This window comes from Roseobacter sp. OBYS 0001, from assembly GCF_019654895.1.
GTDB lineage: Bacteria > Pseudomonadota > Alphaproteobacteria > Rhodobacterales > Rhodobacteraceae > Roseobacter > Roseobacter litoralis.
This window is the reverse complement of record NZ_BPES01000001.1, coordinates 105,437-128,301: the sequence shown is the minus strand read 5'-3', so window position 1 is coordinate 128,301 and position 22,865 is coordinate 105,437. Positions and strand designations below refer to the sequence as shown.

The following is a 22,865-nucleotide window of genomic DNA, read 5'->3' as shown; positions in this document are numbered from 1 at the left end:
TAGCTGCAACAGGAGACACAATGAAAACACTATTACCCTTTGTTTTAGCAGCCCTTTTTACCTCTCCCCTGAGTGCCGAGAATGGCGAGGTACCTGCGAGCGAACAACTGTTCTTTTCCATGGATGAAGTGGATTTGAAACAATTCAAGTGGAAAAAAAGACCAGTGGTCGTTTTTGCAGATTCGGATCTGGACCCTGCCTTCGTCGAACAAATGAAGCTTTTGCGCGAAAGGCCCGACGAATTAATGGCGCGCGACGTCGTCGTGATCACCGATACCAACCCCGAACCGCTGTCAGACCTGCGGCGCAAACTGCGCCCGCGTAATTTCATGCTGGTCCTGATCAACAAAGAGGGCACGGTCAACGTGCGCAAACCTTTCCCCTTGGATGTGCGTGAAGTCAGCCGCAGCATTGACAAGATGCCCATCCGCCAACGCGAAATCCGCGAGGAAAAAGCGCGCGCCGCCGAAGGGTAGCGCGCGGCACCTTTCCTGAAAATCTGCGGCGACGGACACTTAGGCATCGCGTTTATTCGAACTCCATGATCACATCATCCACCGCAAGACTGTCACCTGCGTCGGCATTCACCTTGGTCACGGTGCCTTTGCGTTCCGCACGCAGGATGTTCTCCATCTTCATCGCCTCGATTGTGCACAGCGCCTGACCTTCCTGCACCTCGTCCCCGACGGCAACGTCCAGTTTGACCATCAGACCCGGCATCGGGCAGAGCAGCATTTTCGATGTATCCGGCGGCAGTTTCTCAGGCATCTTGCGCGCCAGTTCCGCCTGTCGCGGCGTGCGAATATGAACCTTGATATCCGCGCCGCGGGTGCGGATGCGAAAGCCCCCCGATACCTTGCCAACCTTCAGGATTAACGGCGCATCTGCGACCGTCATCTCGGCCAATTGATCCCCCGGTGTCCATTGACCCGACACGCGCAGGCTTTCACCATCCTCGAACAACACCGTCGCACCGTCCTGATCCGCGTCAATCTTGAGGTCAAACGAATGGCCCTGAAGATGCGCATTCCAGTCGCTGCCGACCTTGCGTTCGTGGTTGTCCATGCGGCCAGACACCCGCGCGCGGCGGATTTCAGCCACCCGGTGCATCGCGGCGCAAGCCGCTGCAATGCGGCGCAACTCAGCCTCAGGCAAGTCGACCCCTTCAAACCCGTCCGGGTACTCTTCGGCGATAAAGGCCGTGGTCATTTCCCCCGACACGAATTTGGGATGATCCATGACCGCCGACAGGAACGGCAGGTTATGCCCGATGCCTTCAACCTCGAAACTGTCCAGCGCAACGCGCATCTTCTCAATGGCTTCTGCCCGCGTCGGCGCCCAAGTGCATAGTTTGGCGATCATCGGGTCGTAATACATGCTGATCTCGCCGCCCTCATAGACGCCTGTGTCATTGCGCACGGCCATCTCGCCCGCCGGGGCATCCCCCTGCCATGTTTTCTGCTCAAGCAAAGGCCCTGCCGCGATTTCCGCCGGCGGACGATAGCGCGTCAGCCGCCCGATGGACGGCAAAAATCCGCGATAGGGGTCTTCGGCATAAAGCCGGTTTTCAATCGCCCAGCCGGTCAGCGTGACATCGTCCTGCGTGATCGACAGCTTTTCACCATTGGCCACACGGATCATCTGTTCGACCAGATCAACACCGGTGATCAATTCGGTCACTGGATGCTCCACCTGCAACCGCGTGTTCATTTCGAGGAAATAGAAATTCTTGTCCCCATCCACAATGAACTCAACCGTGCCCGCCGAGGCATATCCGACCGCCTGCGCCAGAGCGACGGCCTGCTCACCCATGGCCTTGCGGGTGGCCTCGTCCAGAAACGGGCTTGGGGCTTCTTCGACGACTTTCTGGTTGCGGCGCTGGATCGAACATTCCCGCTCGCCCAGATAGATGCCGTTACCATGGGTGTCGCAGAGCACCTGAATTTCGATGTGCCGCGGCTGTGTGACGAATTTTTCGATAAAAATGCGGTCATCGCCAAAGGAGTTCGCCGCCTCATTTTTTGAGGATTGAAATCCCTCGCGCGCTTCATCGTCATTCCAGGCGATCCGCATGCCTTTGCCGCCGCCACCTGCGGACGCCTTGATCATCACCGGGTATCCAACCTGATTGGATATCTTAACCGCATCCTCTGCGTCTTCAATCAGGCCCATATAACCCGGCACGGTGCTCACTCCGGCCTCCTGCGCGATCTTCTTTGATGTGATCTTGTCGCCCATCTTTTCGATCGCACCTACGGGCGGCCCGACAAAAGCAACGCCCGCCGCCTCAAGCGCCTGCGCAAATTTGGCGTTCTCGGACAAAAAGCCATAGCCCGGATGAACCGCCTGAGCGCCGCTCGCCTTGACCGCTTCCATGACTTTGTCGATCACGATGTAGGACTGGTTTGCAGGCGGCGGCCCGATATGCACCGCTTCATCCGCCATCTGGACATGCAACGCCTGCCGGTCCGCGTCGGAATAGATCGCTACAGTGGTTATTCCCATCTTCCGCGCAGTCTTGATGACACGACAGGCAATTTCTCCGCGGTTGGCAATCAGGATCTTATTGAACATGTGAAGTCTTTCTGTAGCAGGACGAATATTTCTGGATGACGCCAAGACACGACAAAGGACCGCGCAAGCGGGGCTCGCGCGGTTTCTGCGTCGGAACTTGGGTGTGGGTTTTAGTTACACTGACCGGGGCTGAGCTGGCAGAAAAGCACGTTTGCGCCCGCTCCAAGCGCCGCCCCCTTGGCAAGACCGTTGTTTGTGATGACCGCTGCACCGGCGCCGATGGCAGCCCCCCCGACGGCCTGTTCACCGATTGAATCGCCGCAGGCCGCAAGACTGAAACCTGCCGCCATGACAAACGCAATTGCTTTGATCTGCATTCTCGAATTCCTCTGAGATTGTTTTTTTGTTCTTTGGGTGGGACAGATGTGTTTTTCCACTGCCTCACTGACACAATACCACAGATGCGCAACGTACTCAAAAAGACGGGCAACGAAGGCAAAAAAGCGCCGCGTTGCCCGTCAGGGGAAGGGGTACGAATAGTGTACACAGGTGCCGTACGGGGATATGCGCAAACACCTGCCCTCCTATCGATACACGCCTCGGTTGAAAAATAAAGCTGAAATTCCGAAAAAATTGGCGCGCAGGCCAAGACCCGCCGCTCCGGGACGTGTTCAGGCGAGATCATGCCGATCATTGCTCGAATGCCTCCGGGAAAGATGAACGTGCCACGTTTTCGTCGATGACCAACATGGATTCGTAGCTCGCAGGATCAAACGGATCAGTCGCGGCAATCACCTCTCGCCCAAAAAGCCAGGACAGCCGACCCGCATCGAGATTCCCACGCTCGAAAGGTTCCGCGCCAAAATGCAACCACAGCGCTTTGAAAAACGCCGCATCAGCACGACGGTCCGCCGGTTTCCGGTCATGAAACCGTTCACGACGGGACAATGGCGTCACGCCGCGAGGGTTAAATCTGCGCAACGTGAAGTGATAATCCGTTCCCGGAAGTCGACCTGGAAACCCTTTGTGTTTCAGCATATTACGCCACTTACATTATGTGTCACGTCACGTTTCGCATAGGGCGTTTCTAAACGCCTGAGCCGCTGGCACCGCTCCATCACCACAAATCCTTCCACGCACAGGCACCATCAACCACGCGAAACGCTTCAACGTATTGAGTAGCTTGCGCATCCGACTCGCCAAACTCTAACGGCCGGTTCATCATCGCGATCGAAATCACATCTGTATCCAGCGCAAACTGCTGCATGTAAGGCAGCGCCACCGTATTGCACAAATGCTCAAAGTCACCCTCCACCTGCGCAAATGACAGATCGAATTCGTTTCGACCGATGCCCGGCGCCAGGAACCGAAAGCGCAGCCAGGCTTCTTCACCCACCTGATCGATCAGTACTTCAAACAGATCAATGACCTGACCAGAGGGCACGTCCTGCACGGATGCGTTTTGGTGAACCACTCCGCCCACACCTGATAACATCACCGCAACAGACATTTCCGCCCCGTCATCGCCATCCAGCCATCGACCTGAACGCCGCGGGAAGACGGCGATACATGTTCCAGCACTTCAGGAAAATTATGAAAAATCATAATTCACAACACCTTACAGGGGTATATTGTCGTGTTTTTTCCACGGCATTTGCACCGACTTGTTTCGCAATGACGCAAAGGCACGAGCGACACGCTTTCGGGTGCTGCGCGGCTGGATCACCTCATCCACAAACCCCCGCTCAGAGGCGACAAAGGGATTGGCAAAACGCTCTTCGTAGTCAGACGTATGTTGCGCGATTTTCTCAGCGTCGCCCAAATCGGCACGGTGAATAATCTCAGTGGCCCCTTTTGCCCCCATCACCGCGATTTCAGCGGTTGGCCAGGCGTAGTTGAAATCTGCGCGCAGATGCTTGGATGACATCACCACATAGGCACCGCCATAGGCTTTGCGCGTGATGACTGTCACCATCGGAACCGTTGCTTCACCATACGCGTAAAGCAGCTTGGCACCATGCTTGATCACACCAGCATATTCTTGACTGGTGCCGGGCAAAAAGCCGGGCACATCAATCAACGTGAGCAACGGGATTTCGAAAGCGTCGCAAAAGCGCACGAAGCGCGCCGCTTTGCGTGAGCTGTCAATATCCAGACAGCCCGCCAGAACAAGCGGCTGGTTTGCAACAACACCTACCGTGCGACCCTCAAGACGAATGAAACCCGTGATGATGTTTTTTGCAAACTCTTCCTGAATTTCGTAAAAATCGCCCTCGTCCGCCAATTTATGGATCAGCTCTTTCATGTCATAGGGCGTGTTCGGATTGTCGGGAACAAGCGTGTCAAGCGAGGGTTCAATCCGGTCCGGGTCATCAAAGAAGGGCCGCACCGGGGGTTTTTCGCGGTTGTTCAGAGGCAAAAAGTCGACCAAGCGACGCACTTCTGCCAGCGCTTCGACGTCGTTCTCAAACGCGGCATCTGCGACAGATGATTTGCGGGTATGCGTCGTTGCCCCGCCTAGCTCTTCTGCGGAGACATGTTCATTCGTGACCGTCTTGACCACATCAGGCCCCGTCACGAACATATATGAGCTGTCTTTCACCATAAAGATGAAGTCCGTCATCGCCGGGGAATACACCGCGCCGCCTGCGCAGGGCCCCATGATCAGGCTGATCTGCGGAACAACGCCTGACGCCATGATGTTGCGCTGGAAAACCTCTCCATACCCTGCAAGGGAATCGACGCCTTCCTGAATACGCGCACCGCCGGAATCATTGATACCGATTACCGGGGCCCCATTCTGCATCGCCATATCCATGATCTTGCAGATCTTTTTCGAATGCGTTTCCGACACAGACCCGCCAAGAACGGTGAAATCCTGACTAAAGACATAGACGACCCGTCCGTTGATCGTTCCCCATCCTGTGACAACACCATCGCCTGCAGGCTTTTGATCCTGCATGTTGAAATCGGTACAGCGGTGCGTGACAAACATGTCAAATTCTTCAAAGCTGCCCTCGTCCAGCAAAAGATCCACACGTTCGCGTGCAGTTAGTTTACCGCGGCCATGCTGTGCATCGATCCGATTTTGCCCGCCACCCAATCGGGCAGCTGCCCGCCGGTCTTCGAGTTGCTCAAGGATGTCTTTCATTTTGGACCCCATTTTTGGTTTTCGAACTTCTACCGAAATGAGGATCAGAATCGAAGGATAAAACGGCAAATTTGCAAATTTTATTCACGATGCACATTGCAAACTGCAAACTTGCGAAGCCGCGTGTCTCGTAGAACGCGTTTACGGGTCCGTATGAGGTCGCCTTTTGCTCGAGCAATTTGTTCATTTCAGAACAATGCCAGTGACCGTTGGAATTGTACCACCATTTGTTTCTCAAATACTTAAGAAAACCACACCCTGCGCGACCCCTTGTTCTGACGGGAGCTTACGGCACAACTGTTCAGGCTGACGGTCCTAAACTTCGCAGCGCAAATATTTTGGGCTTGGCATTGTTTGCGCTGAACGGGGACCTGCGTTTTGCTCGGTACGTGCAATGTATATAACGCTGCGCTTCTCAGACGCGCCAGTGATCAGATCGGGTCAGCCTCAAAAGACGGCGAGGCAATCACTTTTATAAAAACTGCTTTTTGAATTGTGTTGAGTGGCGGCACCATCTGTCTCAAGCGCCCGGCCGGTCGGCACACGTTGTCGATGATCGGTCATCGCGACTTCGCTCAGTGGTCGCTCCATCTCAGCCAACTAGGACGAGAGCCTTGCCACGATCCACGCGGCAATGGAGTAAGGGATTGCGCTCTTTGTTACGACTGATCTCTATGGCTTTGGCCACAACGAGATGCTTTTTCCCGGTGCTCCAAAAGGCGAACGCGACAGTGCTTTCGTGCAGGTACAGTTCGGTGGCTTGAGTGACCCGGCAGGTGGGTTTGCCGGTGCGATTTATCGCCCTGCATCGATTTTGAACGCCTTGACCCAGTGCTTGCGCCGCCTCAGCAGCCACTACATCGACCTCTGCCACCCGACGGTCACGTCGGTGAAGGTCATCCAGACTGTGTTTTGACCGCACAGATCCCCGTCGCGTCAGAGAAAAGCGGCGCTTACCAGAGATAAACCGGTGACGTCTTTCGCAAGTGTGCGGCCCGAGCGGACACCATGACGCCGGATGCACAAAGCCGTGTGCGACCACAATCGGATCACGAGTTTCAGGGGCCAAGCAACCGATAAGGGGAACCTACGAATTCGGCAGCCGAAAAGCCGCCACATCCGGCAGTGCCACATCGGGGGCGGCAGATGTCGGGACTGTCAATGGACAAGCCGCGACCGCTGACCTACAAAACCGCTATGACCCAATTGCCCGTCGTCCGTTTCTTTGATCGGACCACACCTCCGCACATTTCGACGCTGATCCTGCTGGCAGGCATGTCTGCTATTGTCATGAACATGTTCCTGCCGAGTTTGCCGCGCATGACGGCGCATTTTGACACGGATTACGGGATCATGCAGCTTTCTGTTGCGCTCTATCTCGGCATCAGCGGGGTATTGCAGCTGTTTCTGGGGCCGGTGTCTGACAAATTCGGACGCAGGCCTGTTATTCTGGTGGGTCTGGGTGGCTTTCTGCTCGCCACGCTGGGCTGTATCTATGCACCCAACGTCGAAGTGTTCCTGTTCTTTCGTATGTGTCAGGCGGTAGTCGCTGTGGCGATGGTGCTCAGCCGTGCGGCTGTGCGCGATATGTTCGAACAGGATCAGGCGGCCTCCATGATCGGCTATGTCACGATGGGGATGGCGGTGGTGCCCATGGTCAGCCCGATGTTTGGCGGAATCCTCGACCAGATGTTCGGATGGGAGGCCAACTTCTGGGCCCTGTTCGTCCTCGGCGCGCTCATGCTCTGGGTCGCATGGGCGGATATGGGCGAAACGGCCGTCAAAAGCGGCAAGACCCTGACCGCACAATTCGCCGAATACCCCGAACTCCTCACCTCTCCGAGGTTCTGGGGCTATTCGCTGGCGGCGGGTTTTTGTTCTGGTGCGTTTTTCGCCTATCTGGGCGGCGGACCTTTCGTGGGGTCCGTGGTGTTTGGTATGACGCCTTTCTGGGTTGGCATTTTCTTTGGCGCGCCCGCAATCGGGTATTTCTTTGGTAATATGTTCACCGGAATGTTCGCGCAACGCGTCGGGATCAACACGCTTATTTTGATTGGTGCCTTGATCAATGCCCTCGGCGTGGCACTGTCTTTGCTCATCTTCCTTGTGGGCGCGGGAAGCCCGATGAGCTTTTTCGGCCTCATGACATTCGTGGGATTGGGCAACGGCCTTGTGATCCCCAATGCGACCGCTGGCATGTTGTCGGTGCGCCCGCATCTGGCAGGAACTGCGTCAGGGCTTGGCGGGGCCATCATGATTGGCGGCGGTGCCGCATTAAGCGCGCTGGCAGGTGCGACATTGAACGAAAGCACCGGTGCTTTTCCACTGCTTTACATCATGCTTGCGACGGCCCTCGCAGCCGTTGTCTCAATTCTGGCAGTTTATGCACGCGAACGCCGTCTGATCCGCCAAAACAGCCCTTTTTGAAGCGATGGTTAGGCAAGCGTTAACCATGATAGCGCACCTTGCGTCAGCAGGTTTGCAAAGTTAGCCTTTGCCGACTCGACCCACTTGCAAATACGTCGGAAAGAGCGCTTCATGGCCACACAAAAACTATACGCGGGGGCCAAGCTGCGTGAGCTGCGCACCCGTATCGGCCATACACAAAAGGACTTTGCCGCCAAGCTGGGCGTGTCCCTGCCCTATCTCAACCAGATGGAAAACAACAACCGCCCTGTGTCGACAACGGTTGTGCTCGCCTTGGCGCAGGAGTTTGGTCTGGATGTCACAGAACTCAGCGAGGGCGACAGCGAACGGCTGGTCAGCGACATGCGCGAAGCGCTGGCCGACCCGGTTTTTGCTGAAACTCTGCCGCCCCTCGCGGATCTGCGGCTTGCAGCATCCAACGCGCCGACCTTTGCGCATGCCTTTCTGAAATTGCATCGCAACTATCGACAGATGCAGGAACGACTGGCTTCGCTGGACGAGGCATTAGGGCGTGAAGATGCGAGGGCCACACCGAGCCCTTGGGAAGAGGTGCGCGACTTCTTTCATTATTGTGACAATTACATCGACGCTGTGGATCGCGCGGCTGAGCATTTTGCCACGAAACAGGGCAGCCATCGCAACATCCGTGTCGCAGCCGTCGCCACCCTCGGCAACAGCGATGTAACGGTAGAGTTTGCAGAAACGGATCGGCTCCGACTATACGATGAGGCTGCGAAAAAGCTGACCCTGTCGCGCAGGGCACCCGCTGAAAGCCAGACGTTTCAACTGCTGTTGCAGGTCGCATTGATCAAACAGGATGCCCTGCTTGAGGCGACGCTGGACCTTGCCAGATTTCACACCGCAGAAGCACGGGCCATCGCCAAGATCGGTCTTGCCAATTATTTCGCGGGTGCTGCCCTGATGCCCTATACGAAATTTCAACAGGTTGCCGCAGAATGCAGGCATGACCTTGAAGTCCTCGCGGGTCATTTTGGCGCGTCGATTGAGCAAGTGGCGCATCGGCTCTCAACGCTGCAACGCCCGGGATCAAAAGGTATCCCGTTCTTTTTCGTGCGGGTGGATCAGGCGGGCACGATCACGAAACGCCACTCGGCCACGCGGCTGCAATTCGCTCGGTTTGGCGGCGCTTGCCCCTTGTGGAATGTGCACCGTGCCTTTGAATTGCCCGGTCGGTTTTTGCGCCAGTTGGCGGAAACACCAGACGGGGTACGCTACATCAGCCTTGCCCGTGATGTGACAAAACCCGGCGGGCGGTTCGGTGCGCCCGTGCGGCGCTATGCCATTGCGTTGGGATGCGAAATCCGCCACGCGCGCGATCTGGTCTATGCGGACGGCATGGATTTAACGACGGATCACGCCTTTGAACCGATCGGTATTTCCTGCCGGATTTGCGAGCGGACCACCTGCCATCAACGCGCCGTACCGCCGCTGGAACGACAGCTTAGGGTGGATCCGAACCTGCGGGATGTTCTGCCCTACAGCATTGAATAGCCCTAGCGTCGCGCTGCACGCCAACCCGCGGCGCGCGCCTCAGCTGCCGAACAGAACCACCGTTCGCCTTTTTGAGTGCGAATACGGGTCCGGTCGTAATGATGCTGACCCGGCACATGATAAATGCGCGTTCCGTTGGACGAGATGTTGCCCTTGATCCGGCACGCACCATCAGGCGCCGCTTGAGCGCGCGCGCGTGATTTGCGAAACTCTGCCGGGGACTGAAGGCGGCTGGCGTGTAGCCCAATGGAACGTGCCGCCGCTTTGCGTTCGACGGCGACATAGGCGTCAGAATACCGCCGATACGAGAATGCCAGCCCATCAGTCACGAGGTTTGCCGCGATGTCTTGCCCATCGACCTGACAGCGTGCCACCATCCGACCATAGCGGTCGGTATCCAATGACACGCAGCTGGCCGTTTTTCCGGCAAAACGTGCCGCGACGGTTTGGCTGACCCAAGCACCGCAGCGCCAGATATCGCCGCGCGCTGTCGTGCAGGTCTGATCGGTTTCGGGCGCGTCTATTCCGTGTAACCTTACCCGCGTACCGCCCACGTCCAGCGTGTCACCATCGATCACACGAATAACGCCCACGGTACCCGCCACCGCACACGACACACCCGTGCAAACTGCAACCGCAGTCAGCATGCTCAAAATCCACCTCACCATAAGGGGAAGATGTGTATCCTGAGCGGTCAGAACAAGATTTCACCTTAACCAAGGTTAACCAAACCTTAGCGCTGTGCGTGTTGCCAGTCCGGATGCATCCACACCCGATCATTGCCGCGCGCCAATGCGTCCTTGCCCAGCAGGTGATCCGACACTTTTTCGCCGACCATGATAGAGGGCGCGTTCAGGTTGCCGTTGGTGATCCGGGGGAAAATGCTGCTGTCCGCGACGCGTAACCCCTCGACACCGATCACACGGGCCTGCGGGTCCACAACAGCATGCGCATCATCGGCGCGCCCCATCCGGCATGTTCCGCAAGGATGATAAGCGCTTTCCACATGTTCCGAGATGAAGTCATTCAAGGCGTCATCGGACTGCACGGCGGCACCCGGCTGGATCTCATGTTTGACAAAGGGCTTGAACGCGTCCTGCGCGAAAATCTCGCGGGTCAGGCGGATGCAGCGTCTGAAATCTGCCCAGTCATCCTCATGAGACATGTAGTTAAAGGCTATTTTCGGTGCGTCAGCCGGATCAGCCGAGGCCAGCGTGACAGACCCCCGCGATTTTGACCGCATCGGCCCCACATGGGCCTGAAACCCGTGACCTTCGGCGGCGACTTTACCGTCATAGCGCACGGCGATTGGCAGGAAATGATATTGCACATCGGGATAGGGCACACCCGCCTGAGAGCGGATAAATGCCGCGCTCTCGAATTGGTTGGACGATCCCATGCCGGTCTTTGTAAACAGCCATTGCGCGCCGATCCTGGCTTTGGAAAACAGGTTCCAATATCGATAGAGCGTGATGGGCTGTTTCGAGGCCATCTGCAGGTAGAGTTCCAGGTGGTCCTGCAGATTCTGCCCCACGCCGGGGCGATCTGCGATCACCTCAACCCCATGCTCCGCCAAATGCGCAGCGGGACCGATACCCGACAGCATCAGCAATTTGGGCGAATTGATGGACGAAGACGCAAGCACGACCTCACGCGACGCGCGGATGACCTTGGTCGTGCCACCCTGCAGGATTTCGACGCCACGCGCCCGGCGCCCTTCGAATATCACCCGCTGCGCGAGGCCATTCACCAGTGTACAGTTGTCGCGCTTCAAGGCGGGCCGCAGATAGGCGTTTGCCGCAGACCAGCGCCGCCCGCCCCAGACCGTTTGGTCCATCGGCCCGAAACCCTCCTGCTTGTGACCGTTGTAGTCGTCGGTCGCCTGATAGCCTGCCTCGACCCCGGCCTGCACAAAGGCTTTGAAGAGCGGGTTTTGCCTTGACCCCCGGCTGACATGCAGCGGCCCATCGGTGCCGCGCCACGCAGGGTCCCCCCCGTGGCCGCCATCGTGCCAATGCTCCATCCGTTTGTAATAGGGCAGCACATCCGCATAGGACCAGCCCTCCGCGCCCTGCTCTGCCCAATGGTCAAAATCCATTGCATGACCGCGGACATAGACCATACCGTTGATACTGGATGAGCCGCCGATCACCTTGCCGCGCGGGCAAGCGAGCCTGCGCCCGCCCAAATGCGGCTCAGGTTCCGAGGTATAGCCCCAATCATAGCGTTTCATATTCATCGGATAGGAAAGTGCTGCGGGCATCTGGATGAGCGGCCCGGCGTCTGTCCCCCCATGTTCAATGACAATGACGGATGCCCCTGCCTCTGACAGGCGGTATGCCATCGCGCAGCCTGCGCTGCCCGCCCCCACAATAACGAAATCTGCTTGCATCACGTGATCCTCAGGCGTTCAGATAGCCGATGAACAATGAAAGAAACGCGCCGATATGGACGACCATGATCGCCCTGTCTTTCCACATCACGCCAACGGCCAGCCACAGCAGAATGCCGATGAAGAACGCGAAAACGTTCCATGGCACGATGTTGAGCCCGGTCAGCCCATAGCCGATGAGTTGCACAATTGTGGCGATCCACTTGACGATATCGACAGCTTGGTAGCCGTCTGTTTTTTCGGGTGTGTTGGTCATCAGAAAGGGGCCTCCAAGTCGCCCATGCGGACGTAAACCGATTTGATCTGGCTATAGTGTTCGATGGCCGCTTTGGAATTTTCGCGCCCCACGCCAGACGCTTTCGAGCCCCCAAATGGGGCCTCAACCGGCGCGTCATTATATGTGTTGATATAGCAGGTGCCTGCTTGGAACCCGGCTGCGATGCGATGCGCACGGGTCAGATCGCAAGTGAATACCCCGGCAGCAAGGCCAAATTCGGTGTCATTGGCGCGGGCGAGCACATCTGCCTCGTCATCGAAATCGAGCACCGCCATGACGGGGCCAAAGATTTCCTGCCGCGCGATGATCATGTCATCATGCACATCCGCAAAAACGGTGGGTTGCACATAAAACCCCTCGCGGTCCATCCGCGCGCCGCCAAAGACAAGGCGCGCGCCCTCCGCCTGCCCTTTCGCAATGTAATCCAGCACTATGGACATTTGCCGCTCTGAGACCATCGGTCCAAAGCTGGTTTGCGGGTCCATCGGATCGCCGATGACTGCTGTCGCCAACCGCTCTGACAGGCGCTTGAGGAAGGTGTGTTTGATGGCCTTATGCACGAAAACGCGCGTTCCGTTGGAACAGACCTGCCCCGACGAATAGAAATTCCCAAGGATCGCACCGCTGACCGCGTTTTCCAGATCAGCATCGTCAAATATGATCAGCGGGGATTTACCGCCAAGCTCCATCGTGACGTGTTTGATGCCGGCAGCCGCTGCGGCATAGACCTTGCGCCCGGTCGGCACAGAACCGGTCAGGGACACCTTGTCGACCCGCGCATCGCTGACCAATGCAGCCCCCACGTCGCCCAGACCCTGAATCACATTGTAGAGCCCCTCGGGCAGGCCCGCAGCATGCAGAATCTCGGCCACCTTCAGGGCGCATAGCGGCGTCATCTCGGACGGTTTGAACACCATCGCATTGCCGCAGGCCAGCGCTGGCGCGCCCTTCCAGCAGGCGATCTGCGTCGGATAATTCCACGCACCGATCCCGACACACACGCCCAAGGGTTCCCGGCGGGTATAGACCCAATCCTCGCCCAGCGGGATATGTTCGCCCGTCAGCGTTGCCGCCATACCGCCGAAGTATTCCAACGCATCCGCACCGCTTGTTGCATCGACCACCGATGTTTCCTGATAAGGTTTTCCGGTGTCATAGGTTTCCAGCACGCTGAGGTCATGATTGGCCGCGCGCATCATGTCCGCAGCACGGCGCAGGATGCGCCCGCGTTCGGTGCCTGTCATGGCCCCCCATGCGGCCTGTGCGCTCCGCGCCGCATCCAGTGCTGCATCAATGATCGCAGGCGTTGCGGAATGCACCGTTGCGATCACCTCACCGGTTGCGGGGTAAATGACCTCAATCGGTGCACCGTCGGTATCTTCGACATATTGCCCGTTGATGAAATGGCTGGCGGTGGGTTGGGTTGGATAGCTCATCAGCTGTGTTGCCTTCGGTGAGGGGAGTTTTGGGCGTGGTTACTCACCGCGCGGAAACCGTTTGCTGTCTTCAAGGATGTTGAGGTCCATGTGATTGCGCATGTATTGCTCGGATGCGGCGCGCAGGGGCTGATAGTCCCACGGGTAATACCCGCCCTCACGCAAAGCTTCATAAACGACCCAGCGGCGCGCCTGACTTTTGCGCACGTCTGCATCAAAGGCGTCGAGATCCCAGCGGGCCTCCGCTTTGCTGCGCAGGGCCGACACCGTACCCTGATGATCCGGGTGCTGCGCAAGGTTTTGCAGCTCATGCGGATCGCTTTCCAGATCGAACAGTTGTTCGGGATCGAGGACACATTTGTTGTATTTCCACTGGCCATAGCGCAGGGACACCATCGGAGCATAGGAGGCTTCCGCTGCATATTCCATCGCAACGGGTTCTGTGCGTTCGACCCCCTGCCCCATGGGCACCAGCGACACCCCGGTGGTCCATGCCATCACCTCGTCCATTGACACGCCCGCAAGGTCACAGAGCGTCGGACAGACGTCGATATTGGACACGGCCGTTGTCTGCAGCCCCGGTTCCATTTGCGGCGCAGAGATCATCAGCGGCACCCGTGAGGATCCCTCGAAAAAGGACATCTTGAACCACAACCCACGCTCGCCCAGCATATCGCCATGATCCGAGACAAAGAGGATGATCGCCTCCTGCCGCGTGTCTTCCAGCGTTTGCAGGATTTCACCGATTTTGTCGTCGAGGTAACTGATATTGGCAAAATACGCGCGTCTGGACCGTTCGATATCGCGTTTCGTGATGTCAAAGCTGCGCCAGTCATTCGCATCGAAAATGCGCTGGCTGTGCGGGTCCTGATCGGCGTAGTCAAAGGCCGCGACCTCAGGCTGAAGATGCGCACAATCCTCGTAGAGATCCCAGTATTTCTTGCGCGCCACGTAAGGGTCATGCGGATGGGTGAAGCTGACCGTCAGACACCAAGGGCGCGCATCCGCCCCGCGTGACAGGTCGTAGAGTTTGCGGGTCGCGTTGAAGGCCACCTCGTCATCATATTCCATCTGGTTGGAAAACTCGGCCACACCCGCGCCCGTGACCGAACCCATATTGTGATACCACCAGTCGATACGCTCGCCCGGCTTGCGATAATCCGGGGTCCAGCCAAAATCCGCCGGGTAGATATCGGTGGTCAGGCGCTCTTCGAAGCCGTGCAACTGATCGGGGCCGACAAAATGCATCTTGCCCGACAGGCAGGTCTGATACCCCGCCCGCCGCAGATGATGCGCATAGGTCGGGATCGAGGAACAGAATTCGGCGGCATTGTCATAAACGCCGGTGGCTGAGGGCAATTGACCCGACATGAACGCGGCACGTCCTGGCGCACACAGGGGGCTGGCGGTATAGGCGTTTTTGAACCGTGTTGAGCGCGCGGCGAGCTTTTTCAGGTTTGGCGCATGCAGCCAGTCCGCAGGGCCATCGGGAAAAAGGGTGCCGTTCAGCTGGTCAACCATCAGGATCAGGATGTTCGGCTTGCTCATGCGGGGCGCTCCAGCAAGGTTGAAAGCGTGGCAAGCGCGGTATCGCGCGCGGCGGCGGCACTTTTTGAACGCGACAGGGCGGCGCGCAGGTATAGACCATCTATCAGCGCGGCGATCACCTCTGCATGCGCGACCGGATCGGGCGAAATCGGGCGCAAGGCGTAAATGAGGTTAGATTGAAGGCGCTGTTGATAGACCCGCAACAGCCGCAGCGTGTCGGGATTTGTCGCGGCCGAGGCATAAAGCGTCATCCATGCGCTGATGGTTGATGGCGTAAAACAGGACGGCGCAAAGCTGGCGTTGATCAACGCCTCCGCGCGGGCGCGCGGTGTCGGGGCAGCACGCAGACTGCGGCGCACCTCTGTTCCGAAATCGCGCAGGATTTGTTGCATCGCCGCCAGAAATATCTGGTCCTTGCCGCCAAAGTAATGATGCGCCAGTGCGGTGGACATGCCTGCGCGTTTCGCAATCTGACCAACGGTGACATCCAGCGATCCGCGCGCCCCGATCTCAGCGATGGTGGCATTGACCAAGGCCGTCCGACGGATCGGTTCCATTCCAACTTTTGGCATTTTTCCTCCGGGTCTGACCACACAAGCCATCCCTAAAAGGATTTTTATTGATCCGTCAATCAATAAAAAACCGACGCTATCCTTTGGTCTCGTTCAGCGTCGGTGTTGTCGGTTTGCGCTTGAGCACCGCTTCGCGCCAAGTGATGAAGGTGACGGAAGACAGGATCACAACTCCGCCGACCACCACCCAGATGTCCACCGCTTCACCAAAGGCGAAATATCCCAAGAGCACCGCCCAGATCAGCTGCGTGAAGGTGACAGGCTGCGTGACGGTGACCGGCGCTGCGGCAAAGGCGAGCGTCATGGTATAGTGGCCCGCCACGGCACAGCAGGCGATGCAAAAAAGCAAAAACAGCTCCCAAAGGGTCGGTGTCACCCAGTCGATCAGCGCAAAGGGTGCCAGCACGATGGTGACGAAAATCGACAACATGGCCACGACCACAGATGGTTTGACCTCATCCGCCGTGACCTTTGCCGTGAGATAAGACGCGCCAAAAGCAAGGGCCGTAAACAGCATGGCAAAATGCCCGCTGCTGATTTCACGAAACCCGGGCCGCAGGATAATGAACGCCCCGATCAGCGCCATCACGACAGCGGCAATGCGCCGAAAGGCCAGCTTTTCGCCAAGAAACACGGCGGCCCCAATGGTCACATAAATCGGGGCGAGGTAATTCATCGCCGTGACATCCGCGAGCGGAATGCGCGTCATGGCGTAGAACCATGAAATCACGCCAAGCCCGTGGATCACGCCGCGAAACCCGAAGAGTTTCCATTGGCGCGGGGTCAGATGCGCGGCCCGCAAGGCCCCGATGGCCGGGATCAGAAAAACAAGCCCGAGCAGATACCGCAAGAAAGCCATCTGTGCCGGCGGCAGCCCGGTGCCCATGAACTTCACCAGCGCCGTAACGGAGATGAAACACACACCCGTCACGAGCATCCAGAAAATGCCGGTCAGGGGTTGAGAGGTCTTGGTCATGGACATGCGCCATAGACACCTTCGTGGTGAAGTAGTGCAAGGGGGATATCTGAAAACACCGCGCTTATTGGTCTGAGCTACGTCGTTCCGTTCACGGATACTTTATCCATGAAACTCTAATCACATAAATCTGATCAGGGATGATTGGCGTATAAATTATCAATGACCATATCTTGTTGAGAGTAAAAGGGAGGCCTGATGTTTGAAAATCTGAACCGCCTCGATCTGACGTCGAAAGACATCGACATGATCGAGGCAGCGCTGCACACGCAAAAGAAAATTCTGGCTGTCCAGAGCGAGGCAGGCGGTACAGGCGCGCGGCGCAAACTGACAGACATCAAGCAGTTGATGAAACGTGTTGGCCGTGCACGGAACATGAACTACAAAGGGCCAGCCCAATCATGGACGCAAATGGCCCGAACGATGCTGACCGGGCAAAGTACATCCGGCTGATGTGAGGGCCACATGGTGGCTCTGCCCCCGGATGTATGACGGCGCCTGTGTCGTTTGTTGGCCGTATTAGATCTGCTCCATCACCTCGTCAGAGGCTTCAAAATTGGCGGTGACACGCTGCACGTCGTCGTCATCCTCCAAAGCGTCGATCAGGCGCATCAGTTTTTGCATCCCCTCAAGGTCCATTTCCGTTGTGGTCGTTGGCTTCCACACCAGCTTGGTTGACTCGCTTTCGCCCAACTCAGCTTCAAGCGCCGTCGCAACCTCATTCAGGTCCGTATCAGCACACCAGATGATGTGACCATCCTCAGAGCTTTCGACATCCTCTGCCCCGGCTTCAATTGCCGCCATCAGCACCGTATCTGCATCGCCCACCTCGGCTGGGTAGGTGACCTCGCCTTTGCGGTCGAACATAAACCCGACACTGCCTGTCTCACCGAGGTTCCCGCCGTTTTTGGTAAAAGTCGAGCGCACGGTGGAGGCGGTACGGTTGCGATTGTCCGTCATCGTTTCCACAATGACCGCCACACCGTTCGGGCCATATCCCTCATAGCGGATTTCTTCGTATTCGTCGCCGTCACCCACCTGCGATTTCTTGATCGCGCGGTCAATGTTATCCTTGGGCATGGATTGCGATTTGGCTTCTTTTACAGCCAATCGCAAACGCGGGTTTTTCTCAGGATCAGGATCGCCCATTTTTGCAGCGACTGTGATCTCCTTACTGAGTTTGGAAAAGAGCTTTGCCCGCACGGCGTCCTGACGCCCTTTGCGATGCTGGATGTTTGCCCATTTTGAGTGGCCTGCCATGTGGTTTTCCGTCCCTGACTTCAGCGTGAGCGCATTCTATAAAACAGGAGCGCCAGAAGGGGCAAGGCCACGGCCTCTAAACCTGCGCATTTTACCCTGCCGCAGGCGTTCAAATCTCACATAACCATAAACGCGTTTCAGCCTCGCTCCAACGGTACGGGTTAACGCATTGTACCGCGCGGGAGAGGCTTAAACGCTTGTGATTAAACCAGATTTCGCGCGGTCATCTACGTCAAGACTTGCGGTTGGCCTTTGGGATGTTGGGCGTTGGACACTTATTTGCCTGCCAAATTGCGCACAGATGTCATCGACAGCCGAAAAAGACCAACACACCCCAGATCCGCCCGACCGCCCCCCGCGCCAAATGCCCGAGTGGTCCGTTGATCCGATCGTGGAGTAACATTCGGCATATTCCCCCTTCCCCCCCGGGACCGCCTATGCGTAGATCGACAGGTTATGACAACCGAACAAATCATCCTCTTTTCCCTTTTTGCTGCAGTTTTCGCCATGCTGTTATGGGGGCGTTTACGATATGATATTGTTGCCTTTTCTGCCCTGTTGATTGGCGTCGTTTTGGGCGTTGTGCCCACGCAGGACGCGTTCTCAGGCTTTGGGCACCCGGCCACGCTGGTCGTGGCATTGGTGCTTGTTGTCTCGGCGGGTCTGGTGCGATCTGGTGCGGTTTTTCTCATAACACGCACTTTGGTGGACGCGTCGCGCAGTCTGGGCGCGCACATCGCACTTATGGGGGCCATCGGCGGGGTTTTGTCAGCCTTCATGAACAATGTGGCCGCCCTCGCCCTGTTGATGCCGGTCGACATACAGACCGCCCGCAAGGCGGGTCGTACCCCCGGGTTGAGCCTGATGCCGCTGAGTTTCGCGACAATCCTTGGCGGCATGGTCACGCTGATCGGCACGCCGCCCAACATCATCATCGCTGCAATCCGTGAAGAAAGTCTCGGCGCGCCATTCGCGATGTTTGATTTCGCCCCCGTCGGCGGTGCCGCGGCCATCGCGGGGCTGGCATTTGTGTCGCTAATTGGCTGGCGGTTAATCCCCAATCGCGAAACGGATGCAGGGCAAAGCAATGATATTTCACAATATATCGCCGAATTGACAGTGCCCGACGGAAACAAACAAATCGGCAAACGCGTTGTGGAATTGACCGAAGCCGCAGACAAGGCCGATGTCGCCATTATCGGCCTTATTCGCGGCGGCAAACGCCGCTATGGACAGGCGCGCAACACCATTATTGAAGCAGGCGACGCACTGGTTTTGGAGGCAACGCCCGAAGCCCTGGATGAATTCCGCTCGAGCCTTGATCTGGCCGTCGCAGATGCCACGCGCGAAGAGGCGCTGAATGCGGCCGGCGAAGGTGTGGAAATCATCGAGGTCGTGGTGCCGGAAGACGCGCGCATCCAGGGCAAGACCGCGCAGGCCATTGGACTTGCATGGCGTCAACGCAGCGTGCTGCTGGGCGTGTCGCGTCGTGGCAAGCGTCTGACCAAACGTCTGCGCCAAACGCCCATTCAAACGGGGGACATTCTGTTGCTACTGGTGCCGCGCGACAGTGGCCCGGATGTTGCGGACTGGCTTGGCTGTCTGCCACTGGCGGATCGTGGACTGGCGGTCACCGTCAACAAAAAAGTATGGCTGGCCATAGGTTTGTTCGGGGCTGCGGTCTTTGCGGCCAGCGTGGGCCTGTTGTATCTGCCAATTGCCATGGGGCTGGTCGTCGTGGCCTATGTCCTGACAAAGATCATACCCCTCGCTGAGCTTTATGATCACATCAACTGGCCGGTCGTGGTGCTGCTTGGCTCCATGATCCCGCTGGGGGCCGCACTCGAAAGCTCGGGCGGCACGGAGTTGATTGCAGCTGCTTTGGTGTCTTTGACCAACGGGCTGCCCGCATGGGCCGTTCTGACGGTGCTGATGATTGTCACGATGAGCCTGTCTGACGTCCTGAACAACACGGCAACCACCATCGTCGCAGCCCCTGTGGGCATCCAGATGGCGCAAAGTCTTGGTGTGTCACCGGATCCCTTTTTAATGGCCGTCGCCGTTGCCGCCTCAAGCGCGTTTCTGACGCCCATAGGCCATAAAAACAACACCTTGATACTGGGTCCGGGTGGATACGGCTTTGGGGATTACTGGCGCATGGGCCTGCCGTTGGAGATTATCGTCGTCGCCGTCAGTATCCCCGCAATTCTGGTGTTCTGGCCGTTGTAGCATCGGCAAAAAACGTCTGCATCGCTCGTTAGGATGGGTTTTTTGGTCATCCTCCGACGTCGTGCTGAACCTGCATAGGCTGGGCCCCCTCTGCGATGCTCTTATCTGGCTCGCGAATAGTATGTCCGGTCGGTGGCTGCCGCATCCGAGTTCAAAAGCACTGACCGGGAACTAAATCGCGACACGAAACCATTCTTTAACGGGTCAAAGACTAAGGTCTAATGTGGTTCAAGGACAGGCCCGGAACATGCTTTCATACTCAAGAAACGAAATGTATCAGTCACGCAGAAACGCCAGTGAAGTTACACCCGCCTATGAGGATGCTGGGCTTTTCAAGACTGCAATATGCCAGCAAATGCTTGAGCTTATTCCGCAAATGCGCCGAAATAGCCGGGATGATCTTATTGTGCGCGGGTTTGTCGACAGGAAAACCGAAATCGATATTTTCTTTTCCGGTCGTCGAACGGCTGAAGTCGGTCCATTGGAAGCACAACTCAAAGCACTGATGTCGATCGCGCGCAAAAAAGCCTCCGATGCTGGCGGCCGGCCGCCTGACGTAGATAAAATCAGGCTGCCCGTCCGCGTTGAAGGCGCTTGGCGACGCAGCAGGCAAATTGATGACAGCGGTTGGGAAACGGGGTCCTACCATTTCGTTGTTGCGCGGTGGTCCCTGCTCGACAAAGACGGCAGCACCGTTTCCTTTGGTGAGCCGCCAGTTGTCTAGGGGTTGAACACTGCACTCAAAGGCCATGTTTCAAAGCGGCCAAATCAGCGGAATGACGAGTGACACGATCACTGCCATGCTTAAGTTCAACGGCAAACCCACCCGCGTAAAGTCGGTAAACCGGTACCCACCGGGACCATAGACAAGGGTGTTGGTCTGGTATCCGATCGGGGTGGCAAAGGCGCAAGACGCCGCGATCATCACTGCGACAACCAAGGGGCGCGGGTCCAATCCCAAAGCCGTACCCAACCCAATCGCGAGCGGAGTCATAATGACCGCAACCGCATTGTTGGACACGATTTCAGTCAAGGTGGACGTCATCGCAAACACCACCAGCACGACGACGGCGGGCGGCATCATCATCAAGGTGGGCGAAATACTGTCGACAATCAATGCGATGGCCCCTGATTGCTGCAGCGCCGCGCCGATCGTCAGCATCGAAAAGATCAATGCGAGCAGCCGCCCTTCGACAAAGGAGAACGCTTCATCCGCATCAATGCACCCCGTCACCAACACGACCGCCACCGCGACGACGGCCAAGAGCAAAATGGGCGCGACGTTAAACGCAGCAAAGGCAACGATCCCGGCAAGTGCTGCGATGGCGATGGGCGCATGGCTGCGCCGATACGCCCTTTCCGTGGGGTGCGAGACGTCAACAACATCCATATCATCGGCAAGGCGCTGAATATCCGCCGGCGCCCCCTCCAGCAGCAGGGTATCACCAACCTTGACGATCAGAGAATCCAGCTTCTGCCCGATGTTCTGGTTCCGACGGTGCACGGCCAACGGATAAACGCCATACCGTCGACGCAGGCGCATCCCGCCCAGCGAGCGCCCGACCATGCGACACCCCGGCGTGATCAACACCTCAACTGTGGTCGTTTCCACCGCAGACACCTGATCCACGCGGCGCAATTCCTTGTTAGTTTGCAGGCTCAGCAGTTCGGTCATTTGCGTACGCAAAACCACCCGGTCGCCGACCTCCAGTTCAACAGCCTTCAGGTCGCGGCGCAAAGACAGGTCTCCGCGCACGACATCAATCAAACGCACGCCCTCACGTTTGAACAGTTGCACCCCAAGTACCGCGCGCCCAATCAGGTTGCTGTCCGGCGGAATGACCGCTTCGGTGAAGAATTTCATCTTTGATCGGTCCGTCAGCATGTTCGCCATACTGTCACGGTCCGGCAAAATACGCGGCGCGATAAAGGCGAGATAGATCAGACCCCAGGCGCAAACCACCAACCCAATTGGCATGATTTCAAAAATCGTAAACGGCGCGAGCCCCTCGGTGCGGGCCACCCCATCGACCAACAGGTTTGTCGAGGTGCCAAGCAACGTGAGCGAACCGCCCATGATGGCCGCATAGCTCAAAGGAATCAGCAGTTTGGACGCCTTTACGCCAAGTGTTTTGCTCAACTGCACAACGATCGGTATCATAACCACGACGACAGGCGTGTTGTTCATGATCGCAGAGGCCCCCATGACGGATAAAATCACCCCGGCAACCGCGGATTTGGGCCGGACCTTTGCCTGTTTTTCCGCCGCCCGCGTCAACACATCCAACGCGCCGGTGCGCACCAAGGCCCCCATGACGATGAACATCGCGGCGATTGTCCAGGGCGCTGGGTTGCTCAGGACGGCGCGCGCATCGTCGTAGGGCAATACCCCCATGACCAGCATCAAGGCCGCGCCCGCAATTGCAACAACCTCGGTTGGGAAAGTTTCGCGGACAAACAAAACGAACATGATGCCCACAACAGCAAGTGTCAGGAGCGGCGCTGCCTGTGCGGGAAGCTGAAAGAGGTTTATCAATGCAGAAGCGCTCCGTGCTTTGCTGGCCTGACGGT

General features: G+C 57.4%; 21 protein-coding genes. 6 read left to right on the top strand and 15 right to left on the bottom strand.

Annotation, left to right across the window (positions count from 1 at the left end; genetic code table 11):
* Positions 1 to 20: 20 nt before the first annotated feature.
* Complete coding sequence (locus K5Q35_RS00615) at positions 21 to 476, top strand: DUF4174 domain-containing protein (protein WP_220798059.1); 456 nt, start codon at positions 21 to 23, stop codon at positions 474 to 476.
* Positions 477 to 528: 52 nt separating this feature from the next.
* Here the strand turns inward: K5Q35_RS00615 and K5Q35_RS00610 are convergent, their stop codons facing one another.
* From K5Q35_RS00610 to K5Q35_RS00590, 5 genes are all read right to left on the bottom strand, one after another.
* Positions 529 to 2,574: an acetyl/propionyl/methylcrotonyl-CoA carboxylase subunit alpha gene (locus K5Q35_RS00610; protein WP_220798058.1), complete on the bottom strand. Its 2,046-nt coding sequence runs from the start codon at positions 2,572 to 2,574 to the stop codon at positions 529 to 531.
* Between the two features lie 110 nt (positions 2,575 to 2,684).
* The gene (locus K5Q35_RS00605) at positions 2,685 to 2,891 is read right to left on the bottom strand and encodes a hypothetical protein (RefSeq protein ID WP_013961120.1); all 207 of its coding nucleotides are present in this window, start codon (positions 2,889 to 2,891) and stop codon (positions 2,685 to 2,687) included.
* A 313-nt stretch (positions 2,892 to 3,204) separates the two neighbouring features.
* Complete coding sequence (locus K5Q35_RS00600; protein WP_013961119.1) at positions 3,205 to 3,552, bottom strand: hypothetical protein; 348 nt, start codon at positions 3,550 to 3,552, stop codon at positions 3,205 to 3,207.
* Positions 3,553 to 3,631: 79 nt separating this feature from the next.
* Entirely contained in the window at positions 3,632 to 4,024 is a 393-nt protein-coding gene (locus tag K5Q35_RS00595; protein WP_220798057.1) for a DUF6497 family protein, read from the bottom strand.
* Between the two features lie 108 nt (positions 4,025 to 4,132).
* Entirely contained in the window at positions 4,133 to 5,665 is a 1,533-nt protein-coding gene (locus tag K5Q35_RS00590) for an acyl-CoA carboxylase subunit beta (protein WP_013961117.1), read from the bottom strand.
* Between the two features lie 694 nt (positions 5,666 to 6,359).
* On the opposite strand from K5Q35_RS00590, the gene K5Q35_RS00585 reads away from it, so the two are divergent.
* The 3 genes from K5Q35_RS00585 (at position 6,360) to K5Q35_RS00575 (ending at position 9,604) form a co-directional block, all read left to right on the top strand.
* A complete protein-coding gene (locus tag K5Q35_RS00585; RefSeq protein WP_013961116.1) occupies positions 6,360 to 6,581 on the top strand; it encodes a hypothetical protein in 222 nt (73 codons plus the stop codon).
* A 281-nt stretch (positions 6,582 to 6,862) separates the two neighbouring features.
* Complete coding sequence (locus K5Q35_RS00580) at positions 6,863 to 8,092, top strand: multidrug effflux MFS transporter (protein ID WP_220798732.1); 1,230 nt, start codon at positions 6,863 to 6,865, stop codon at positions 8,090 to 8,092.
* A 111-nt stretch (positions 8,093 to 8,203) separates the two neighbouring features.
* Positions 8,204 to 9,604 carry a short-chain fatty acyl-CoA regulator family protein gene (locus K5Q35_RS00575; RefSeq protein ID WP_220798056.1) on the top strand — a complete coding sequence of 467 codons (1,401 nt, stop codon included), beginning with the start codon at positions 8,204 to 8,206 and terminating at the stop codon, positions 9,602 to 9,604.
* 2 nt (positions 9,605 to 9,606) lie between these two features.
* Here the strand turns inward: K5Q35_RS00575 and K5Q35_RS00570 are convergent, their stop codons facing one another.
* The 7 genes from K5Q35_RS00570 to K5Q35_RS00540 all read right to left on the bottom strand — a co-directional run bounded on the left by K5Q35_RS00570 (position 9,607) and on the right by K5Q35_RS00540 (position 16,811).
* Entirely contained in the window at positions 9,607 to 10,251 is a 645-nt protein-coding gene (locus tag K5Q35_RS00570; RefSeq protein WP_220798055.1) for a thermonuclease family protein, read from the bottom strand.
* 86 nt (positions 10,252 to 10,337) lie between these two features.
* Entirely contained in the window at positions 10,338 to 11,996 is a 1,659-nt protein-coding gene (gene betA / locus K5Q35_RS00565) for a choline dehydrogenase (RefSeq protein ID WP_220798054.1), read from the bottom strand.
* Positions 11,997 to 12,006: 10 nt separating this feature from the next.
* Positions 12,007 to 12,252 (bottom strand): DUF6552 family protein, encoded by a 246-nt coding sequence (locus K5Q35_RS00560; RefSeq protein WP_220798053.1) that lies wholly within the window; start codon positions 12,250 to 12,252, stop codon positions 12,007 to 12,009.
* The gene (betB, locus tag K5Q35_RS00555) at positions 12,252 to 13,709 is read right to left on the bottom strand and encodes a betaine-aldehyde dehydrogenase (RefSeq protein ID WP_220798052.1); all 1,458 of its coding nucleotides are present in this window, start codon (positions 13,707 to 13,709) and stop codon (positions 12,252 to 12,254) included. The genes K5Q35_RS00560 and betB overlap by 1 nt, the downstream gene beginning before the upstream one ends.
* A 39-nt stretch (positions 13,710 to 13,748) precedes the next feature.
* Positions 13,749 to 15,257, bottom strand: a complete 1,509-nt coding sequence (betC, locus tag K5Q35_RS00550; RefSeq protein ID WP_220798051.1) for a choline-sulfatase — start codon at positions 15,255 to 15,257, stop codon at positions 13,749 to 13,751.
* On the bottom strand, positions 15,254 to 15,829 hold the full coding sequence (gene betI, locus K5Q35_RS00545; RefSeq protein WP_220798050.1) for a choline-responsive transcriptional repressor BetI: 576 nt from the start codon (positions 15,827 to 15,829) through the stop codon (positions 15,254 to 15,256). The genes betC and betI overlap by 4 nt, the downstream gene beginning before the upstream one ends.
* A 76-nt stretch (positions 15,830 to 15,905) precedes the next feature.
* A complete protein-coding gene (locus K5Q35_RS00540) occupies positions 15,906 to 16,811 on the bottom strand; it encodes a DMT family transporter (protein WP_220798049.1) in 906 nt (301 codons plus the stop codon).
* A 192-nt stretch (positions 16,812 to 17,003) separates the two neighbouring features.
* Between K5Q35_RS00540 and K5Q35_RS00535 the strand changes: the two genes are divergently transcribed.
* Complete coding sequence (locus K5Q35_RS00535; protein WP_220798048.1) at positions 17,004 to 17,258, top strand: hypothetical protein; 255 nt, start codon at positions 17,004 to 17,006, stop codon at positions 17,256 to 17,258.
* A gap of 66 nt (positions 17,259 to 17,324) precedes the next feature.
* Here the strand turns inward: K5Q35_RS00535 and K5Q35_RS00530 are convergent, their stop codons facing one another.
* Positions 17,325 to 18,065 carry a YebC/PmpR family DNA-binding transcriptional regulator gene (locus K5Q35_RS00530; RefSeq protein ID WP_013961105.1) on the bottom strand — a complete coding sequence of 247 codons (741 nt, stop codon included), beginning with the start codon at positions 18,063 to 18,065 and terminating at the stop codon, positions 17,325 to 17,327.
* A gap of 456 nt (positions 18,066 to 18,521) precedes the next feature.
* Here K5Q35_RS00530 and K5Q35_RS00525 point away from each other — a divergent pair, with 456 nt between their 5' ends.
* Positions 18,522 to 20,294 (top strand): SLC13 family permease, encoded by a 1,773-nt coding sequence (locus tag K5Q35_RS00525; RefSeq protein WP_220798047.1) that lies wholly within the window; start codon positions 18,522 to 18,524, stop codon positions 20,292 to 20,294.
* A 280-nt stretch (positions 20,295 to 20,574) separates the two neighbouring features.
* On the opposite strand, the gene K5Q35_RS00520 is transcribed toward K5Q35_RS00525, so the two are convergent.
* The gene (locus K5Q35_RS00520) at positions 20,575 to 21,045 is read right to left on the bottom strand and encodes a hypothetical protein (protein ID WP_220798046.1); all 471 of its coding nucleotides are present in this window, start codon (positions 21,043 to 21,045) and stop codon (positions 20,575 to 20,577) included.
* A gap of 3 nt (positions 21,046 to 21,048) precedes the next feature.
* Positions 21,049 to 22,830: an SLC13 family permease gene (locus tag K5Q35_RS00515; protein ID WP_013961101.1), complete on the bottom strand. Its 1,782-nt coding sequence runs from the start codon at positions 22,828 to 22,830 to the stop codon at positions 21,049 to 21,051.
* Positions 22,831 to 22,865 lie beyond the last annotated feature (35 nt).